The sequence below is a fragment of the Marinobacterium ramblicola genome (assembly GCF_019084545.1).
In the GTDB taxonomy this organism is placed as follows: Bacteria; Pseudomonadota; Gammaproteobacteria; order Pseudomonadales; family Balneatricaceae; genus Marinobacterium_D; species Marinobacterium_D ramblicola.
This window is the reverse complement of sequence record NZ_JAHREP010000006.1, coordinates 45,364-62,982: the sequence shown is the minus strand read 5'-3', so window position 1 is coordinate 62,982 and position 17,619 is coordinate 45,364. Positions and strand designations below refer to the sequence as shown.

General features: G+C 60.0%; 17 protein-coding genes. 14 read left to right on the top strand and 3 right to left on the bottom strand.

Annotated elements, in window-relative coordinates:
• Positions 1-3 precede the first annotated feature (3 nt).
• From KQ940_RS06020 to KQ940_RS06000, 5 genes are all read left to right on the top strand, one after another.
• Entirely contained in the window at positions 4-735 is a 732-nt protein-coding gene (locus KQ940_RS06020; protein WP_217412532.1) for a phosphonate ABC transporter ATP-binding protein, read from the top strand.
• A complete protein-coding gene (locus KQ940_RS06015; protein WP_246589782.1) occupies positions 732-2,276 on the top strand; it encodes a PhnE/PtxC family ABC transporter permease in 1,545 nt (514 codons plus the stop codon). The genes KQ940_RS06020 and KQ940_RS06015 overlap by 4 nt, the downstream gene beginning before the upstream one ends.
• Positions 2,277-2,280: 4 nt before the next feature.
• Positions 2,281-3,129 carry a mechanosensitive ion channel family protein gene (locus KQ940_RS06010; protein ID WP_217412531.1) on the top strand — a complete coding sequence of 283 codons (849 nt, stop codon included), beginning with the start codon at positions 2,281-2,283 and terminating at the stop codon, positions 3,127-3,129.
• Positions 3,130-3,580: 451 nt separating this feature from the next.
• A complete protein-coding gene (locus KQ940_RS06005) occupies positions 3,581-4,294 on the top strand; it encodes a Cthe_2314 family HEPN domain-containing protein (protein ID WP_217412530.1) in 714 nt (237 codons plus the stop codon).
• 214 nt (positions 4,295-4,508) lie between these two features.
• Positions 4,509-4,919, top strand: a complete 411-nt coding sequence (locus tag KQ940_RS06000; RefSeq protein ID WP_217412529.1) for a GFA family protein — start codon at positions 4,509-4,511, stop codon at positions 4,917-4,919.
• Between the two features lie 53 nt (positions 4,920-4,972).
• On the opposite strand, the gene KQ940_RS05995 is transcribed toward KQ940_RS06000, so the two are convergent.
• Positions 4,973-5,599: a trimeric intracellular cation channel family protein gene (locus KQ940_RS05995; RefSeq protein WP_217412528.1), complete on the bottom strand. Its 627-nt coding sequence runs from the start codon at positions 5,597-5,599 to the stop codon at positions 4,973-4,975.
• Positions 5,600-5,667: 68 nt separating this feature from the next.
• Entirely contained in the window at positions 5,668-6,498 is an 831-nt protein-coding gene (locus KQ940_RS05990; RefSeq protein WP_246589780.1) for a helix-turn-helix domain-containing protein, read from the bottom strand.
• Between the two features lie 182 nt (positions 6,499-6,680).
• On the opposite strand from KQ940_RS05990, the gene KQ940_RS05985 reads away from it, so the two are divergent.
• The 3 genes from KQ940_RS05985 to KQ940_RS05975 all read left to right on the top strand — a co-directional run bounded on the left by KQ940_RS05985 (position 6,681) and on the right by KQ940_RS05975 (position 10,661).
• Positions 6,681-8,174 carry an alanine/glycine:cation symporter family protein gene (locus tag KQ940_RS05985; protein ID WP_217412527.1) on the top strand — a complete coding sequence of 498 codons (1,494 nt, stop codon included), beginning with the start codon at positions 6,681-6,683 and terminating at the stop codon, positions 8,172-8,174.
• A gap of 77 nt (positions 8,175-8,251) precedes the next feature.
• A complete protein-coding gene (locus KQ940_RS05980; protein WP_217412526.1) occupies positions 8,252-9,652 on the top strand; it encodes an aspartate ammonia-lyase in 1,401 nt (466 codons plus the stop codon).
• A gap of 4 nt (positions 9,653-9,656) precedes the next feature.
• Positions 9,657-10,661, top strand: a complete 1,005-nt coding sequence (locus KQ940_RS05975; protein WP_217412525.1) for a type I asparaginase — start codon at positions 9,657-9,659, stop codon at positions 10,659-10,661.
• 8 nt (positions 10,662-10,669) lie between these two features.
• Here KQ940_RS05975 and KQ940_RS05970 read toward each other — a convergent pair whose 3' ends face one another.
• Positions 10,670-11,560, bottom strand: a complete 891-nt coding sequence (locus tag KQ940_RS05970) for a helix-turn-helix domain-containing protein (protein WP_217412524.1) — start codon at positions 11,558-11,560, stop codon at positions 10,670-10,672.
• 173 nt (positions 11,561-11,733) lie between these two features.
• On the opposite strand from KQ940_RS05970, the gene KQ940_RS05965 reads away from it, so the two are divergent.
• The 6 genes from KQ940_RS05965 to KQ940_RS05940 all read left to right on the top strand — a co-directional run bounded on the left by KQ940_RS05965 (position 11,734) and on the right by KQ940_RS05940 (position 17,611).
• Positions 11,734-12,753: a TRAP transporter substrate-binding protein gene (locus KQ940_RS05965; RefSeq protein WP_217412523.1), complete on the top strand. Its 1,020-nt coding sequence runs from the start codon at positions 11,734-11,736 to the stop codon at positions 12,751-12,753.
• Positions 12,754-12,986: 233 nt separating this feature from the next.
• Positions 12,987-13,823: an SDR family NAD(P)-dependent oxidoreductase gene (locus tag KQ940_RS05960; RefSeq protein ID WP_217412522.1), complete on the top strand. Its 837-nt coding sequence runs from the start codon at positions 12,987-12,989 to the stop codon at positions 13,821-13,823.
• 25 nt (positions 13,824-13,848) lie between these two features.
• On the top strand, positions 13,849-15,630 hold the full coding sequence (locus KQ940_RS05955) for an FAD-dependent oxidoreductase (protein WP_217412521.1): 1,782 nt from the start codon (positions 13,849-13,851) through the stop codon (positions 15,628-15,630).
• Entirely contained in the window at positions 15,608-15,943 is a 336-nt protein-coding gene (locus KQ940_RS05950; RefSeq protein WP_217412520.1) for an NIPSNAP family protein, read from the top strand. The genes KQ940_RS05955 and KQ940_RS05950 overlap by 23 nt, the downstream gene beginning before the upstream one ends.
• Entirely contained in the window at positions 15,940-16,704 is a 765-nt protein-coding gene (locus KQ940_RS05945) for an SDR family NAD(P)-dependent oxidoreductase (RefSeq protein WP_217412519.1), read from the top strand. The genes KQ940_RS05950 and KQ940_RS05945 overlap by 4 nt, the downstream gene beginning before the upstream one ends.
• A 55-nt stretch (positions 16,705-16,759) precedes the next feature.
• Positions 16,760-17,611: a branched-chain amino acid ABC transporter permease gene (locus KQ940_RS05940; protein WP_217412518.1), complete on the top strand. Its 852-nt coding sequence runs from the start codon at positions 16,760-16,762 to the stop codon at positions 17,609-17,611.
• Positions 17,612-17,619 lie beyond the last annotated feature (8 nt).

Genomic DNA, 17,619 nt, shown 5'->3' with positions numbered 1-17,619 from the left:
CGAATGAGCGAGCAACGTACACTGTTCCAGCTCTCCGGTCAGTCGCTGAGCTACGGCGAACACCGGGTGCTGGACAATATCAGCCTGCAGATCCGGGCCGGGGAGAGGGTAGCACTGGTCGGGCCTTCGGGTGCGGGCAAAACCACGCTGCTGCACCTGCTCTACCGGCAACGGCCTGAGCAGGTCGCACTGCAGCCGCAGTCCGGTGGACTGGTGGATCTGCTGTCGGTCTACCAGAACATCTTTATCGGTGCGCTGGCCCGGGTCGGCACGCTGCCGGCGCTGTGGAACCTGGTGCGACCGCTTGCCGCACACCGGGAGGCGATAGCCGAGCTGGTCGAGACGTTGGGGCTGGAGGATAAGCTTTGGCAGTCGGTGGACCGGCTCTCCGGCGGCCAGCGTCAGCGAGTGGCGATCGGCCGTGCGCTGTATCGTCGCCAGCCGGTGTTTCTCGGTGACGAACCGGTGTCGTCGGTGGACCCGCTGCAGGCCGAAGCGCTGCTCGAACACCTGCTACAGCAGCACGAAACGGCGGTGGTCAGCCTGCACAACCGCCAGCTCGCGCTGAACCATTTCGACCGCATCATCGTCATGCGTGAAGGGCGTATCTGTTGCGACTGTCCGGCCAGCGAGCTGTCGGAACAGGCGCTGGATGCCTTTTACCAGCAGGAGCCTTCACCCCATCCCGAACCGCCGCCTGAAGACCTGCAGGGCTGGGCGATGGTCAAATCATGACCGCACGCGCGTCCTCGATATTTACCGGCGCAGCCCAATCCAGTGTCCTGACCCTGAACCGGGTCTGCCTGCTGCTGGTCGCGATCGCGCTGCTGGCCCTGTTCGGTGCCGACCTCGCCATCTACCCGGTGGATCCTTGGCAGGAGCTGGCGAGGATAGGGCAGGGTATTCTGCTGCCGTCCTGGCAGGAACCCCGGATACTGCTTGAGGCGCTGGGGCAAACGGTTGCCTTCGCACTGCTGGCGGTGGCGATCGCCGCGCCGCTCGGCCTGGGGTTGGCGATGCTGTTCCACTGGCGTGGCGTGCGTGTTTTGTGTGCCGCCGTGCGCTCGGTGCACGAGCTGTTCTGGGGGCTGATCTTCATGCAGCTCTACGGACTGAGCGCCACTACCGGACTGCTGGCGATCCTGGTGCCCTTTACCGGGGTGTTCGCCAAGGTGTTCGCCGAGATCTTCGAGCAACAGTCCCGCGACCCGGCGCTCACGCTGGCGGTGGGGCTGAACCCGATCAAGCGCTATGTCTACACGCTGATCCCCCAGGCCTGGCCGGCGCTGCTGAGCTACACCCGCTACCGCTTCGAATGTGCGCTGCGCTCCAGTGCCATCCTCGGTTTTATCGGCCTGCCCACGCTGGGTTTCCACCTCGAGACCGCGTTCAAGCAGGGCCAGTACGCCGAGGCCGGCGCGCTGCTCTGGGCCTTTGTGCTGCTGATCGCCTGCATCCGCTTCTGGGTGCGTCCCCGGTTGATTCTGCTCTACCTGGCGCTGTCGATCTGGCTGCTGCCGGAAACCCTCGGCTTCAGTAACGGTGGTTACTTCTGGCGGTTCATCGGCCAGGATATCTGGCCCGCGGCGCTGCGCGAGGGCGATATCGGCGGTGCTCTGAGCTGGTATGGCGAGATGCTCAGCGAGCAGGTCTGGCCGGGTCTGGTGCAGACCCTGCTGCTGACCCAGATCGCGCTGGTGTTGACGGCGTTGGTGATCCTGGCAGTCTACCCGCTGGCTACGCGCGCCATGGCCGGGCCGCTGATGCGCTGGCCAGGGCGCTTCCTGCTGCTGGTGTTGCGCTCGACACCGGAGATGATCCTCGCCTTTGTCTTTCTGCTGCTGTTTGGCCCCTCGGGGCTGCCCGCGGTACTGGCACTGGCACTGCACAACGGCGGATTGATCGCCTTTCTCGTCGCCAACGCCAGCGACGCCGGACGCGGCACCCTGAACGACCGCCCCGACGACCCCAGCGGGCTGCTGCGCTACGCTTATATCGAAACGCCGCGGCGCTTCCCGGCGATGCTGGCGTTTTTGTTCTACCGCTGGGAGGTGATCCTGCGGGAGAGTGCGATCATGGGGATCCTTGGCATCACCACGCTGGGATTCTATATCGACTCGGCGTTCGAGGAGATCCACTACGACCGCGCCTTCCTGCTGATTGCCGTGACGGCGCTGCTCAACGTGCTGGTCGACAGTGTATCGCGCCGCCTTCGCCGTCTGGCACATGCCGAGCCGGTTAGGCAACAGGACAGTTCGTGTTTGAAAGTGGAGTAAGAGAATGGATGAGTCGGTAAAACAGGAGTTGGCGCAGGTCCAGGAGATCTACAACCTGGTGGTCGAGTTCTTCGTCAACTACAGCTTCCAGATCGTCGGTGCGGTGATCGTCCTGCTTCTAGGCCTGTGGGTCGCCAGCAAGGTATCCAACTGGTCGCTGGCACTGATGCAGCGCCACAACCTGGATATTACGCTAAGCCGCTTCATCGCCAGTTGTGTAAAGATCCTGATCATCGCTATGGTCGCCGTCGTAGCGCTCGGCAAGCTCGGCATCAGCGTCACCCCGCTACTGGCGATGATCGGCGCCGTCGGTCTCGGTGCCGGCTTGGCTATTCAGGGGCTACTTTCCAACTACAGCGCCGGCCTGACCATCGTGCTGACCCGCCCCTATGTGGTGGGCGACACCATCAGCGTGCAGGGGGTAACCGGCCAGGTAAAGGAGGTGCACCTGTCGCACACCCTGCTGACCAATGAAGACGGTGTCGAGATCTCGATACCGAACAAGCATGTGGTCGGCGAGATCATCCATAACTCCCACGCCAACACTCTGGCCGAAGTCTCCATCGACATCGCTTACAGCGCCGATCCGGAACAGGCTTGCAACCTGCTCAAATCCACGCTGGCCACATTCGGCGATGAGATCTGCCAGGAACCCGGGCCGCAGGTCGGCATCGAAGCCTTCGGCGAAAGCGGCATCACCCTCGGTATCCGCATCTGGCTCCCCACCGAGCGCTACTACGACCTGCTCTACAGGGCCAATCTGGCGATGTTCAACGCTCTGAGAGCCGAGGGCATCGAGATACCCTTCCCGCAGCGCGAAGTGCGCCTTCTCAATACACCGCCGGCAGCATAGTCAACGCACTCTCCGATCCCCTGTCTGCACTGCAGGGGATCTATTTCCACTCCTGCGACAAGGCTATGGCGGCCGCAGCATAATATGTTCTATAGTTCGACAACGTGTCACAAGGAGTGGCTGTACAGGAATCGTTGCGCCGGTAGGACGGCCGCTCAAGCGGGAAATCAGGATGATGATAGGAACACTTCTCGGCAGACCAGTTCAAGACTACACACTCATCGACGGTGTGGCTCCCGTTGGCTGTTGCCTCACTGCCGTTATGTCTAATCGACGCTGTACGCCATGGTTCTCCCTGCGCAATGAGGTAGGGACTACATGCCCTTACAAAGCTTTTCCCCTATAGAAAGAAGCCGCTGCCACCCGGAGGGGCGCTTGAGTTCAACAGACATTTATACGTCTGCGTGGCAGGCCGTATAAATGCTTAGATGTTATATTTTTGTGAGGCATTATGCGTAAAATTGAAGAAGAAATAATCCTCGATAAAGAAAGTCCAATATTTACTGCTAAGGCAGATGGGCAAACTCTTTCAGTTGATAATGAAACTTACCTAGATAACTACATTATATTATGTTCAAAGTCGTTAACCGCGGTAACTGCTGCAATAACTAAAGCTGAACTTTCTTTAAATATGTTGAACAGTGATTTGCTAAAAAAAATTAGTGAAGAACCTGAGTTTTTAAGTTCGAACATTGAGATGCTGATCGAAAATAGCATTATCAGAGTCCAATCAATATACGATAGAGTTTTAATACTTATTAATAGGATACTAGATTTAGGTATAAGTAATGAAGCGATAAACCATAATTCATTAGTTACCAATGAGCATGTAAAGCGCTTTGATTTAGTAGATAAACTTAAAGCAATTAACAAAGTTTGCAATGATTACCGTTTAGTTAGAAATACCCTTATTCACCATGACCGCTATACTGAAGAACAGTTAGGCTTATTGCAGTTAGTTATAAATGCTGATTACCTATCAAAAGAAGCTAATGGTAGTGAGTTTATTCCATATGAAGAACTAGATTCATTAATTACTAGCTTCCTCGATATCACTAAAAGTGACTTGGAAAGTTATCTCACAAAAATAACTGAAAAAGTAGATATTATATTTGATTCGGTTTTGCCTATATATAATTATCAAAAAAATAGGCTTCGTGAATGAAAATATAACAAGGTCATGAAATTGACCTCAATAAGCTTCGCTTTTTTCGGCAATTTATGACAGCGTTATGACTGGTCGTAGTGTCCAGTTTTGGATGCAGGGGTTGGAGATACAATGCGCATAGGGTCAGTGGCTATCTGCAGATCATACTAGGGCTTGTGTTATTTGAGGTGCTTTTCAAAGCACCGAGATTATCAAGTAAGGAGGTGCCCGCGTGGAGAGGGTGCAAGGTTCATGTCTTTGTGAAAGTGTCCGGTTTGAACTGGACGGAGAGTTCGGTGCGTTCTACCTCTGTTACTGCAATCGATGCCAGAAAGGCACAGGTTCTGCCCATGCAGCCAACCTGTTCGCTCAGTCAGCGAAGCTGAACTGGTTGCAGGGGGAACACCTCGTCAAAACCTACCGGGTGCCAGAGTGTCGACATGCAAAGAGCTTTTGCCAGCACTGTGGCTCGCCGGTGCCCACGGCTTCAGATGAATTGGGATCAGTGGTTGTACCGGCAGGTAGCCTCGATACCCCGGTGACGACTGCGCCGACTGCCAAAATCCTTGTCGCCAGCGCGGCCGGCTGGGCCTTGGATTTGAATGCTGTTACAAGCTTTGAGCAGCTCCCGGATCTCGTTTAAACGCGACTTCCACCGCCAGACGGGCACCCAGACAGGTTCTCCGATCGAGACGACTAAGCCTTCTTATACGGATTCGGCAGCGTGATATTGAATCGAATGGCCAGCGCCCTTAGCACAAAGGCCACGCAGAAGCCGCCGATCAGGTCGTAACTGAAGGGCAGGTTTAGGCTGTTGAGCGCCAGGTAAACCACGGATCCTGCCAGCGCCGTGGTGATATACAGCTCCTCGTTCATCAGTGTCAGGTTGCTGCTGCACAGTACATCACGGGCGATGCCACCGAACGAGGCGGTCATCACCCCCATGCAGACCGCGATCAGCGGAGAGGTGCCGAACTTCAGCGCCACCTCTGTGCCGACCACAGCAAACAGTGCCAGGCCCACCGCATCCATCCAGAGCAGAGCGCGCGACAGTGAGGCCAGTTTGGGGGCGATGAAATAGGTGGCCGCTGAGGCTATCAGGCAGACGCTGATCCAGATCGGCTCGCGGATCCAGAATACCGGCAGGTTGCCCAGCAGCAGGTCGCGCAGGGTACCGCCGCCGATACCGGTGACGGTGCCGATCAGCATAAAGCCCAGTATATCCATGCGGTGGCGTGCGGCATCGAGCGCGCCGGAGATGGCAAATACGGCAACGGCCGCTAAGCCCATGAGGTTGACGACGGCGGTGATGTCGAAAGGCATACTGGTCCTTAATACCGATGGCTCTGATTCAAAGAATCGTTAATAAACGTTATAGCCTTATTGCTCGCTCAATGCCGGGCTCTGAACAGCGTTTCCTCTGCTGCCATATCGTTACGGACTGCGTTTCGGATCGACAGGTCTATGCTGGCATCCTCGCAGTCGTAGAGCCCGCACAGCGCCAGTGCCTTGCGGATCCGCACCTCCTGGCCGAGATACTCATAGACCACCCGCGCACAGCAGGGCATCCGCTCGCTGTTGTCCGACACGCCGATCTTCAGCCCGGTCAGGCGCGAGATACGGTTGCGGAAGCTGGGAAAGAGGATGGTCTGGGTGATCTCGTGGTGGTTCAGGGTTTCATGGTCGATCAGAAACAGCCGGTCGGTGAGCAGGCAGGCGACACCTTGGTAACGGTTGTGGCAGGCGGGCTCGCCTGGAGCGGGGCGCATCCGTTCGGTGCGCTGGAATACCACCTGGCCATCCCTTTCCTCCAGGCAGACCAGGTTGCGCAGCAGTTTGCCGGGGCTGGACATCGACAGGTAGTACTCGAAGTAGAAGCCGAGATAGCGCTCCAGCCCCGCACTGCCGGCATGGGTCAACTGCTCGATACGCTGAGCGACGTCAGACGCTGAGCTTTCCGAGAGGCCCGTACTTTGCGGACGCACCTGCACCAGTCGCTCGAACTGGCCGTGGGGCAGCAGTATCTCGTGTACTTCGACACCGAAAAACTCGCAGATCCGGCGCAGCGTACTGGCCGAGGGTTTGTACTGTCCGCTCAGGTAGCGGTTGAACTGCGGGCGGTTGATGTTGAGCCGTCGGCACACTTCGGCGATCGATTTGTAGTAGGTGCACAGCAAACGGAGGTTCTGTGCCAGATCTTCGTGGATCCCCGGTTGGTTCATACGGAGCCCTAGCCTCGGGTGTAAAGTGCGTCAAACTGCGTCTGTATCTATCTGATGCCGTGTTGGCGTCAAAGTGCGCCAATCTGTAGCCAGAGTGTCAAATTCTATCAGTGCCATACCGTTGTTTAAATGGGCATCTTCCTACAACAACTTCCTACAACAAGAACTAGCGGAGATTCCCGATGTTGGACTTTCTCAACGACATACTCTGGGGCAAAGTGCTGATCGCACTGCTGATTACCGTGGGTGTCGGCTTTACCCTGACCTCCCGATTCGTGCAGTTCCGGTATTTCGGCCGGATGTTTCGGATTCTCAGCGCCAGTCAGGCGTTCAAGAAAGACAAACACGGGCATCTGAGCTCGTTTCAAGCGCTGCTGCTCTCGGTTGCCGGTCGTGTCGGTGGCGGTAACATCGCCGGTGTCGCGGTGGCAATTACCTTGGGTGGCCCGGGGGCGGTGTTCTGGATGTGGGTGGTCGGCCTGATGGGGATGGCGACCAGCTTCCTGGAGTGCACCCTGGCGCAGGCGTACAAGCAGGCGGAGCCCGACGGCACCTACCGCGGTGGCCCGGCGCACTACATCGCCCGTGGTATGGGCAGCAAGTGGAAGTGGCTGGCCGGTGTCTATTCGGTGTTGCTGCTGGTCACTTTCGGTTTCGGTTTTACGGCGCTGCAGTCCTACGCGGTGGCAACCTCTTTCGGTGATGCCTTCGGTGTGCCGGTTTTCTACACCGGTATCGGTCTGGCGATGATCGTCGGCCTGATCATCTTCGGTGGCGTCAAGCGTATCGCCAAGGTTGCCGAGGTGTTGGTGCCGGTGATGGCGCTGGGCTATATCCTGGTCGCGGCAGGTGTACTGGCGTTGAACATCGAGCGTATCCCCGATGTGGTGATGCTGATCGTCAACAGCGCTTTCGGTCTTGAGCCTGTCGTCGGTGGCGGTATCGGCGCGGCGATCCTGATGGGTGTGAAGCGCGGCCTGTTCTCCAACGAAGCGGGTCTGGGCAGTGCGCCGAACGTGGCGGCGGTGGCCTATGTACCGCACCCGGCCAATCAGGGCGTGGTGCAGTCCTTCTCGGTGTTCATCGATACCCTGATCATCTGTTCCGCTACCGCATTCATCATCCTGCTCAGCGGCGTGTATGACCCGGCCGGTGCCAACGATATCGGCGGTGTGGCGCTGACCCAGGCTGCCCTGGCCGAGCATGTGGGCGAGTGGGGACGCAGCTTCGTCAGCATCGCGCTGCTGCTGTTCGGTTTCAGCACCGTGCTCTACAACTACTATCTGGGCGAGAACAGCATCAACTTCTTCAGCACCGAAAACCAGAACCTGTTCAATGGCTTCCGTGTCGCCATTATCGGTCTGGTGTGCTGGGGCGCGACCACCGATCTGGGTACCGTGTTCGCCTTCGCCGACGTGACCATGGGCTTCCTGGCGCTGGTCAACCTGATCGCGCTGATCGCACTGGTCAAGCCGGGCCTGCGCATCATGCGCGACTTCGACGAGCAGATCGCCGACGGCATTGAGCAGCCGGTGTTCGATGTCTCCCGCTTTGCGGACATGAACATCGACGCCGCGGCCTGGGAGATCGAGCCGGAGGATCTGGAGCGGATCAACCAGCGTCGCAGCGCGCCGGTTCCGGCCAGCGACGAAGCCTCTATCCGATCCACTGACTGAACCAAACCCGGCCCGACGTCCGTCGGGCCTCTCATCGACAACGCTCTCTCTTGTTATTCAGCAAGGTGAAACTCACTATGAACACCCGCATCGAGCATGATCTTCTTGGCGACCTCGCTGTTCCGGCCGAGGCCTGGTATGGCGTGCAGACTCAGCGTGCACTGGACAACTTCTCCATCACCGGGGTGCCGATCAGCCACTTCCCGGCGTTCATCAAGGCGCTGGCGATGGTCAAATCGGCGGCGGCCAGGGCCAACCGTGATCTGGGTGCTCTGGATGCGCGCAAGGCGGAGGCGATCATCGCCGCCTGCGACGATATCATCGGCGGGGAGCTGCACGATCAGTTCGTGGTCGACCTGATCCAGGGCGGGGCCGGTACCTCCACCAACATGAACGCCAACGAGGTGATCGCCAACCTGGCGCTGGCCAAGCTCGGCCACGCCAAGGGCGAGTACCAGTACCTGCATCCGAATGACGATGTGAACCGCTCCCAGTCCACCAACGATGCCTATCCCACCGCGGTCTGCCTGGCGATCCAGTTCGCCGCCGAGCCGCTGGAGCAGGCGATCATCAGTCTCAAGGAGAGTCTTGAAGCCAAGGGGCGGGAGTTCGCCGATATCGTCAAGATGGGCCGTACCCAGATGCAGGATGCGGTGCCGATGACGCTGGGCCAGGAGTTCGAGGCGTTCGCGGTCAACCTGGGCGAGGATATCGATCGCCTGCACGAGGCCAGCAAGCTGTTGTGTGAAGTGAACCTGGGCGGTACTGCGATCGGTACCGGCATCAACACCCACTCCCGCTACCGGGCGCTGGCGGTGAACTACCTGGCGGAGATCTCCGGCAAGCCGATCGTGTCGGCCAGCAACCTGGTGGAGGCGACCTCGGACATGGGCGCCTTCGTGCTCTTCTCCGGCATTCTCAAGCGCTTCGCGATCAAGCTGGGCAAGATGTGCAACGACCTGCGCCTGCTCTCCAGCGGCCCGCGCACCGGCTTTGCCGAGATCATGCTGCCGCCGATGCAGCCGGGTTCGTCGATCATGCCGGGCAAGGTCAACCCGGTGATTCCGGAGGTGGTCAACCAGACCGCCTACCAGGTGATCGCCGGCGACCTGGCGGTAACGCTGGCCGCCGAAGCGGGGCAGTTGCAGCTCAACGCCATGGAGCCGCTGATCGTCTACAACCTGCTCAACTCGATGAAGATGCTGGGCTCTGCCTGCCGCACGCTGGACACGCGCTGCATCCAGGGGATCCGCGCCAACGAGGAGCAGTGTGCCCGCCATGTCGACAACAGCATCGGTATCATCACCGCGCTGGTGCCGCATATCGGTTACTCCAACTCCACCCGCATCGCCGCGCAGGCGCTGAACTCCGGCTCCACCGTACGTGAGCTGGTGCTGGCCGAGGGACTGCTCACCGAGGAGCAGCTGGACCGCCTGCTCAGCCCGCGCTCGATGCTGGCCCCGTTTACGGAAGGGTAAAGGCATGAAGATTCTGGTTGTCTACACCGGCGGCACCATCGGTATGCTGCCCTCCGAGCATGGCTATGTGCCGGTAGCGGGCTTCGCCGAACGCCTGCAGGCGCAGCTTGGCGAGTCTGCCGGGCAGCTGCCGCAGTTCGACCTGGTCGAGCTGGAGCGGCTGATCGACAGCTCCAACGTGCTGCCGGAGGATTGGCGCCAGATCGCGCTGTTGCTTGAGCGGCAGTGGTCGAAATACGATGGTTTTGTCGTGCTACACGGCACCGACACCATGGCCTATACAGCCTCGGCGCTGTCGTTCATGCTGCAGGGCTGCGACAAGCCGGTGATCCTGACCGGCTCGCAGATCCCGCTGGCGGAGTTGCGTAATGACGCACTGGACAATCTGATCACCTCGCTGCTGCTGGCCGCCAGCGGCGAGGTACATGAGGTGTGCGTCTACTTCAACGGCCGCCTGCTACGCGGCAATCGCACACGCAAGGTACGCAGCACCGGCTTCGACGCTTTCGACTCACCCAACTGCCCCTGGTTGGGGCAGGTGGGGATCGATATCGATCTGCGCCGCGATCTGCTGCTGGCGGCCGGAACTCCGTGCTTTCAGATACCGCAGTTCGATCCGGCGGCGGTGGTGTCTCTGTTCGTCTATCCCGGCATGCCGGCGCGGTTGATCGAGGCCGCGCTCGACGATCCGCGCGTGCGCGGGCTGGTGTTGCACACCTACGGTGTCGGCAACCCGCCGGATGCCGACACCGCGCTGATCGACGCACTGGAGCGCGCCTGCGCACGGGGCGTCACGGTGCTCAATATCACCCAGTGTCATCAGGGCGCGGTCAGTCAGGGCGCCTATGCCACGGGCGCCACGCTCAACCGCATCGGGGTGATTCCCGGCAGCGATCTGACCCCGGAGGCGGCGTTTACCAAGCTGCATCTGTTGTTGGCGCTGGATCTGCGCGGCGATCGGTTGCAAAAGGCACTGATTGAGCCGATCTGTGGGGAGTGTACCGCCTAAGCGCTGCCTCAGATCGGCTGATGCGCCCGCACCCGCTCGCGGAACTCGGAGGGGGTCAGCCCCGTCTGCTTGCGGAAAAATCGCGAGAAGTAGGCGGCATCGTCGTAACCCAGCGAGTAGGCCACCTGCTGGATGCTCATGGTGGAGTAGGCGATGTCCCGCTGCGCGGCGTGGATGATTCGCGCGTTGATGATGTGCAGCGGCGACTGACCCAGCACCTCCTGACAGATGCGGCGCAGCTGCCCCGCGGTGATGCCCAGCTGTTCCGCGTACTCATCGACCGTTTTCAGCGATCCCAGGTTGTTGTTCACCATTGAGCGGAAGCGCTCCACCTGTTCCGCCTTGCGTGAGCCCTGCGCGGGATTGAGCGTATGCTGCGACTGGTCGATACGGCGGATCTGCAGCAGCAGCGAGACCAGTAGCATATTGGCAGCATTCAGCTCGGTTGCGCCGGTCAGCAGCGTTTCCTGTTCGACCAGCTTGAACAGCGTCGCCAGCGTTTTATGTAGCCTGGCCGTTTCCGGCAGCGCCAGCACCATCGGTTTGTCGAAGATATCGGCCAGTGCCGGCACCGCTGTCGCGATTACCGATTCCAGTGGCCGCTGGGCGGCAGTGACCACCGAGCCATCTATACCCGCCCCCATATCGAAGCCATGTACCGTTTGCGCGGGGATCAGGATAAAGCAGGGCGCCTTGAACTCGACGCTGCTGCCGTCGAGATGCACCACGCCGCGCTCCTTCTGCACATAGAGCATCTGCACCAGTCCTTCATGCTGGTGCGGATCGATCTTCCATTCGTAGTGTTTCGCGCGCCTTGAGATCGGTTCGTAATGGATCGATTCGAACCAGCGCTGTTCCGGTGTTTCGCCATAGAGGGCGTAGTTGGGGATGCTGCTCATAGCGCTGTCTTGCAAGAGGTCGATGCACGAAATGTCCTATCAGTCGCCTGTTTTGTCAATTCGGATCCGTGTCTGTTTTGATTATTGTGGATATCAAGGTCGGACAGGTTATTAAACCGGGTGCCGATTAAATTTAAGCCTAATATAAATCTATAATAAGTAAAGGTATTGAAATGAATAATAAAACCCGCCTGCTGTCTTTTGTAGCCGCCGCAGGTTTTTCCATTTCGACACTGGCAAATGCCGCTGAGGTCGATCTCCGTTTTGCTCATTTCTGGCCGGCCAATTCAGGTATTGCCAAAACCCTGGCGACCTGGGGCGAAACCGTTGAGGCCGAGTCCAACGGTCGTATCAATGTGGAGATCTACCCCTCGCAAACCCTGGCCAAGGCGACCCAGACCTACGACTCGGTTGTGCGTGGCATTGCCGATGTAGGGGCGATCATCCAGGGGTATACCGCCAACCGCTTCCCGTTGTCGCAGATCGTCGAGCTGCCCGGCATCGTGCACACCGGCGAACAGGGCTCCTGCGTGTTGCAGAAACTCTATGACGAGGGCGAGCTGGACAGCGAGTATCAGGATGCACATGTGCTGTTCATGTTTACCCACGGCCCCGGCCATATCCACACCAAGGGCAAGGCGGTGGCCAAGCCTGAAGACCTGGCCGGACTGATGATCCGCCGACCCACGGTGGTGGTGGGTGAGCTGCTCGAGGGCTTGGGCGGCGAGCCGGTCGGCCTGCCGGCGCCGGATATGTACAGTGCCATGCAGCGCGGCACCATCAACGGCGTGACCCTGCCCTGGGAGGCGATGGCGTCTTTCCGGCTCAATGAGTTGGCCGATCAGCACACCCAGGTCGGGCTGTACTCGCTGGCGTTCGTGGTGACGATGAACAAGGGCACCTACGCGCGGATGCCGGAAGAGCTGAAGAAGGTGATCGACGACAACACCGGCATGCGCTGGGCGGAGACGCTCGGCAAGGCGTATGACGAGCTGGATCTGGTCGGCGTCAAACAGGCGAAGGAGATGGGTCACACCATCACCGTCATCGAAAACGGTGCCGACAATACGGCCTGGAAGCCGACGTTGGACCGTGTCACCGAACAGTATGTCAGTGGGCTGTCGGCACAGGGGCTGCCCGCCGGTCAGGTGTACGAGCGTGCGCAGGCGTTGTCCAAGGCCTGTGGTGCCTGATCGGGTTCTGATCCAGTTTCAGGTTCGGGTTTGTCTTTCGGCTCTGTGGGGCTGAGCTATCACCTTTGCCGGTAATCGATCTATCGCAGAAATCTTGGATTACCGGCTTTTTTAATTCTGTTTTTATTTCGGCTTTCTATATAAGTCCGGGAAACTTTTGTCTCTAAAAAAACAAATGGGCTTTTAAATATATAAGCGTTTTTTTGAGACGCTATTTAAAGAGGTAAATAGGTATGTCGGTGGAAAATAGGGGCAATGACTGGCTCGGAATGTCGGGCCGCAAATATGTAGTCACCGGCGCCGGTAGTGGAATTGGCTACGCAATCGCCGAAACGTTGATCGATCTGGGGGCCCGGGTGGCGATGCTGGATCGCAACACCGCCGGTTGTGAGGCGCTGGCGGCCCGGCACAGCGGCGGCGTGGCTCAGCACCTGGTGCTGGCGTGCGATATCGGCAACGAAGCCAGCGTCGAACAGGCCGCGACGACGGTGCGCGAGAGCTTCGGTCCCATCGATGGCCTGGTCAACTGCGCCGGCATGTTGCGTGCGGCACCGATCAAAACGGTGACGCTGGAGGATTGGGACGCGGTGCTGCGTACCAATCTGACCGGTTACATGCTGTGCAGCCGCCATTTTGCCCGCCATATGGAGGGGGAAGGCGCCATGGTGCATATCGCCTCGGTGGCGGCACACCATCCGCAAACCTACAGCGGCGCCTACAGCGCCAGTAAGGCGGGGATTACGCTGCTGTCCCGGCAGATCGCCGCAGAGTACGGCACAGAGGGCATACGTAGCAATGTGATCTGCCCGGGCATGATTCGCACTGCACTTTCGGAACCCTTCTATCAGCAGCCCGGCATCAAGGAGCGTCGCGAGGCGATGACCGCCAGCCGTCGTATCGGTGCACCCCAGGATATCGCCAATGCCGCGACCTTCCTGCTTAGCCCGCGCGCCTCCTACATCAACGGTGCCGAGTTCAGTGTCGATGGCGGTATGGAATCGATGCTGATGGATCTGATTCCGCGGCCGGGCTTCACCGCCGCCAACAGTACCGAACCGCAAAGTGCCTGATCTGAATCGGGCAGGGGAGTTATCTATGTCTACAGAAACGTCTACTGAAACGCTGAGCTGCGATCTGCTGGTCGTCGGCTCCGGCGCCGGTGGTTTGTCCACTGCGGTGACCGCGAAAAAGAACGGTCTCGATGTGATCGTGATCGAAAAGGATCAGGTGTTTGGCGGCACCACCGCCTTCTCCGGTGGCGTGCTCTGGATCCCGGGCAACCATCACGGCCGAAAGCAGAATCCTCAGGATACGCGTGATGCGGCCATCGAGTATATCCGTAACGAGACCGGCGATTTCTTCGACGAGGAGGGCGCCAACGCCTTCCTCGACAAGGGGCCGGAGATGGTCGATTTCTTCGAACGGGAAACGACGGTCAAGTTCATACCCACCCTGTATCCCGATTACCATCCGACCCTGGGCGGTGGTGTCGATATCGGCCGCTCGATCCTGGCAGCACCCTTCGACATCCGCCAGTTGGGCAGGGATATCAAACGGATGCGCCCGCCGCTGAAGACGATCACCTTCATCGGCATGATGTTCAACTCATCCAACGCCGACCTGAAGCACTTCTTTAACGCCACCAAGTCGCTGACCTCGTTTCTGTACGTGTGCAAGCGGCTGGCGGTCCATATGAAGGAGCTGGCGCTGTATCGCCGCGGCGTCAATGTCACCAGCGGTAATGCCCTGGCCGCCCGCCTGGCCAAGAGCGCGCTGGACCTGAATATCCCGATCCATACCTCGGCACCGGCCAAGGAACTGGTGCAGAAGAATGGCCGCGTCACCGGTGTACGCACGGTAATCGATGGCTGTGAAGTGGTGATCGAAGCGCGCAAGGGGGTGGTGTTGGCCTGTGGCGGCTTTGCCCAGGACGTGAAACGGATCGCCGAGGCCTATCCGCATGTGCGGCGCGGCGGCGAGCACCACTCGCCGGTACCGCAGAGCAATACCGGCGATGGCCTGGCGATGGTGGAGCGGATCGGCGTGCCGGTGACCTGCGAGTTCGCGGATACCTCGGCCTGGATGCCCACCTCGCTGGTGCCGAACAAGGATGGCAGCTTCGGCAAGTTTCCCCATCTGCTGGACCGCTACAAACCCGGCGTGATCGGCATCAACCCGATGGGCAAGCGGTTCTGTAACGAGTCGGAGTCTTACCACGATGTGGGCGCGGCGATGATTCGCACCTGCGAGACCAGCAAGAAGACCTACATGTGGTTGATCTGCGACCAGACCTGCCTGAGCAAGTATGGCCTGGGTTACGTGAAGCCCTCGCCGATGCCGATCGGTGGCTTCCTGCGCAACGGCTACCTCAAGCGTGGCAAGACGCTGGAGGAGTTGGCCACGGTCATCGGTGTCGATGCCTACCAGCTCAAGAGGACGGTGGCCGAGTATAACGAGGGTGCCGTGCATGGAGAGGACCGTCAGTTCGGCCGCGGCAGCACCGCCTTCAACCGCTACCTGGCCGATCCGGAGAACAAGCCCAACCCCTGCGTGGCGCCACTGCAGAAAGGGCCGTTCTACGCGGTCAAGGTGTTCATGGGGGATCTGGGCACCTTCGATGGCATCAAGACCGACGTCTACGGCCAGGTGCTGGATGCCGAGGGTGTCGGCGTGGACGGTCTCTATGCCGTGGGCAATGACCGTCGCAGCATCATGGGCGGCAACTACCCCGGCGCCGGTATCACCCTGGGGCCGATCATGACCTTCGGCTATATCACTGCACGCCGCATCGCCGGTGTCGACGATGCGCTGGAGCTGAAACGACAGCCGCGAGCGCAACTGAAGGAGGTGAGCGGTGGCCGTCAAGCAGCTGGTTGATTACCGGGTCTACACCATCACCCCGCGCAGGATGGGCGAGTTCATCGAGGTGTTCAATCGCCTGGCGATGCCGATTCTGAAGGAGACCCTGGGTACGCCGCTGGGTTTCTACACCACCCTGGTGGGCAGGCAGAACCAGTTCGTTCATCTCTGGGGTTACGACTCGCTGGAGGATTACGAACGGCGCAGTGCTGCACGGGATGCTCATCCGGAGTTTCCCAAGTATCTGGCCGCTTCCGCCCATCTGATCGTGGCGCAGGAGACCAGCCTGGTACGCGGCATCGATCTGCTCAACGAGTGGGTGGACGCATGATCGCGCTGGTAACCGGCGGTGCCCGAGGCATAGGGCTCGCCGTCTGCCAGGCGTTTGCCGCCGAGGGCTATCGGGTGGTGATCGCCGATATGGATGGCACAACCGCGCGGGTGGAGGCCGAGGCGCTCGGCGAGGGGCACTGGGGTTTGCCGCTGGATGTGAGCTGCGAGCCGGCGGTTGCAGAGTTGGTCTCGTTGGTCGAGGAGGCGGTCGGCCCGATCTCGGTGTTGGTCAATAACGCCGGCATTGGCGATCAGTCAGTGGCCACGCTGGAGCAGTCGGCGGATCAGTTCAGCCGACTTCTGGATGTGCATCTGCGCGGCACCTTCCTGCTCAGCCAGGCCTGTGCCGAACCCATGATCGCCAGGGGGCGGGGGGCCATCTTGAACCTGAGTTCGATCGCCGCCTTTGCCGGTATACCGGGACGCAACGCCTATGGCGCGGCCAAGGCCGGGATCAGCGCGATGACCCGCTCCATGGCCTGTGAATGGGCGCGCTTGGGTGTTCGGGTCAATGCAGTGGCGCCGGGCTATGTGGAAACCGCGCTGATTAAATCGCTCGCCGACAAGGGCACGCTGGATACCTGCGCACTGCGCGATCGCACCCCTATGGGACGGCTGGCGCGAGCGGATGAGATCGCCCAGGCGGTGCTGTTTCTGGCCTCGGACAGGGCCAGTTACATCACCGGCATCACGCTGCAGGTGGATGGCGGCTGGCTGGCGCTCGGCGCGCCGGAACAGGTGTTGAGCGGCACTCGGTAATACCGGCTCAAATTCAAAAACAACCTCTGGATAACAATAAGTAAGAGGACACTCTATGCTTGGAATAAGTATCTTCAACGGTCTCGTCTACGGCTCGCTGCTGATTATCTGCGCGTCTGGTCTGGCGATGATCTACGGTTTGCGTCGGGTGGTGAACTTCGCCCATGGCGCGCTCTATATGCTGGGCGCCTATATCGGCTACAGCCTCAGCCTCCACCTCAACTTCTGGTTCGCACTGCTGCTGGCGCCGCTGGTGATGCTGCTGCTCGGCATGCTGCTGGACAAGCTGGTGTTCCACCCGCTGCAGGAGCGCGATCCGCTGTCGGTGCTGCTGGTAACCTTCGGTTTGCTGCTGGTGCTCGAGGATCTGGTGCGCGCCACCTGGGGCCGCGCCAGCCTGTCGATCGAGGTGCCCGAACTGCTGGCCGGCAGTGTCGATCTGTTCGGCAATCCGACCCCGCTCTACCGCCTGGCGGTGATCGGCCTGGGGGTCGGCTCCATGGTCGCGCTCTGGGCCTGGCTGCGCTTCGCCCGCACCGGACTCTACGTGCGTGCCGCCAGCACCGATCCGCTGACCACGGCGATGATGGGGGTCAATACCGAACGGGTGAATGCACTGGTGGTCGGCATCGGCACCGCACTGGCGGGCTTGGCCGGGGTCGCGGCGGCGCCGTTGCTGTCGCTGGCGCCGAGCATGGGCGCGGATGTGCTGGTGGACTCCTTCGTGGTGGTGGTGATCGGCGGCCTCGGCAGCCTGGGTGGCGCATTGATCTCCGCGTTCCTGCTCGGCCAGGTGCAGTCGTTCGGCACCATCTATCTGCCGTCGCTGTCGGCGGTGCTGCCCTTCCTGATGATGATCGCCATCCTGATCTGGCGCCCCTCCGGGCTGGCCGGTAACCGGGTTTGAGCTGAGGA

Excerpts from the sequence above, each read along its gene's own strand:
- KQ940_RS05960 (WP_217412522.1), top strand. The coding sequence starts at position 12,987 with ATGTCGGTGGAAAATAGGGGCAATGACTGGCTCGGAATGTCGGGCCGC.
- KQ940_RS05965 (WP_217412523.1), top strand. The coding sequence starts at position 11,734 with ATGAATAATAAAACCCGCCTGCTGTCTTTTGTAGCCGCCGCAGGTTTT.
- KQ940_RS05975 (WP_217412525.1), top strand. The coding sequence starts at position 9,657 with ATGAAGATTCTGGTTGTCTACACCGGCGGCACCATCGGTATGCTGCCC.
- KQ940_RS05970 (WP_217412524.1), bottom strand. The coding sequence starts at position 11,560 with ATGAGCAGCATCCCCAACTACGCCCTCTATGGCGAAACACCGGAACAG.
- KQ940_RS05985 (WP_217412527.1), top strand. The coding sequence starts at position 6,681 with ATGTTGGACTTTCTCAACGACATACTCTGGGGCAAAGTGCTGATCGCA.
- KQ940_RS05995 (WP_217412528.1), bottom strand. The coding sequence starts at position 5,599 with ATGCCTTTCGACATCACCGCCGTCGTCAACCTCATGGGCTTAGCGGCC.
- KQ940_RS05955 (WP_217412521.1), top strand. The coding sequence starts at position 13,849 with ATGTCTACAGAAACGTCTACTGAAACGCTGAGCTGCGATCTGCTGGTC.
- KQ940_RS05940 (WP_217412518.1), top strand. The coding sequence starts at position 16,760 with ATGCTTGGAATAAGTATCTTCAACGGTCTCGTCTACGGCTCGCTGCTG.
- KQ940_RS06005 (WP_217412530.1), top strand. The coding sequence starts at position 3,581 with ATGCGTAAAATTGAAGAAGAAATAATCCTCGATAAAGAAAGTCCAATA.
- KQ940_RS06020 (WP_217412532.1), top strand. The coding sequence starts at position 4 with ATGAGCGAGCAACGTACACTGTTCCAGCTCTCCGGTCAGTCGCTGAGC.
- KQ940_RS05990 (WP_246589780.1), bottom strand. The coding sequence starts at position 6,498 with ATGAACCAACCGGGGATCCACGAAGATCTGGCACAGAACCTCCGTTTG.
- KQ940_RS05945 (WP_217412519.1), top strand. The coding sequence starts at position 15,940 with ATGATCGCGCTGGTAACCGGCGGTGCCCGAGGCATAGGGCTCGCCGTC.
- KQ940_RS05980 (WP_217412526.1), top strand. The coding sequence starts at position 8,252 with ATGAACACCCGCATCGAGCATGATCTTCTTGGCGACCTCGCTGTTCCG.
- KQ940_RS06015 (WP_246589782.1), top strand. The coding sequence starts at position 732 with ATGACCGCACGCGCGTCCTCGATATTTACCGGCGCAGCCCAATCCAGT.
- KQ940_RS06010 (WP_217412531.1), top strand. The coding sequence starts at position 2,281 with ATGGATGAGTCGGTAAAACAGGAGTTGGCGCAGGTCCAGGAGATCTAC.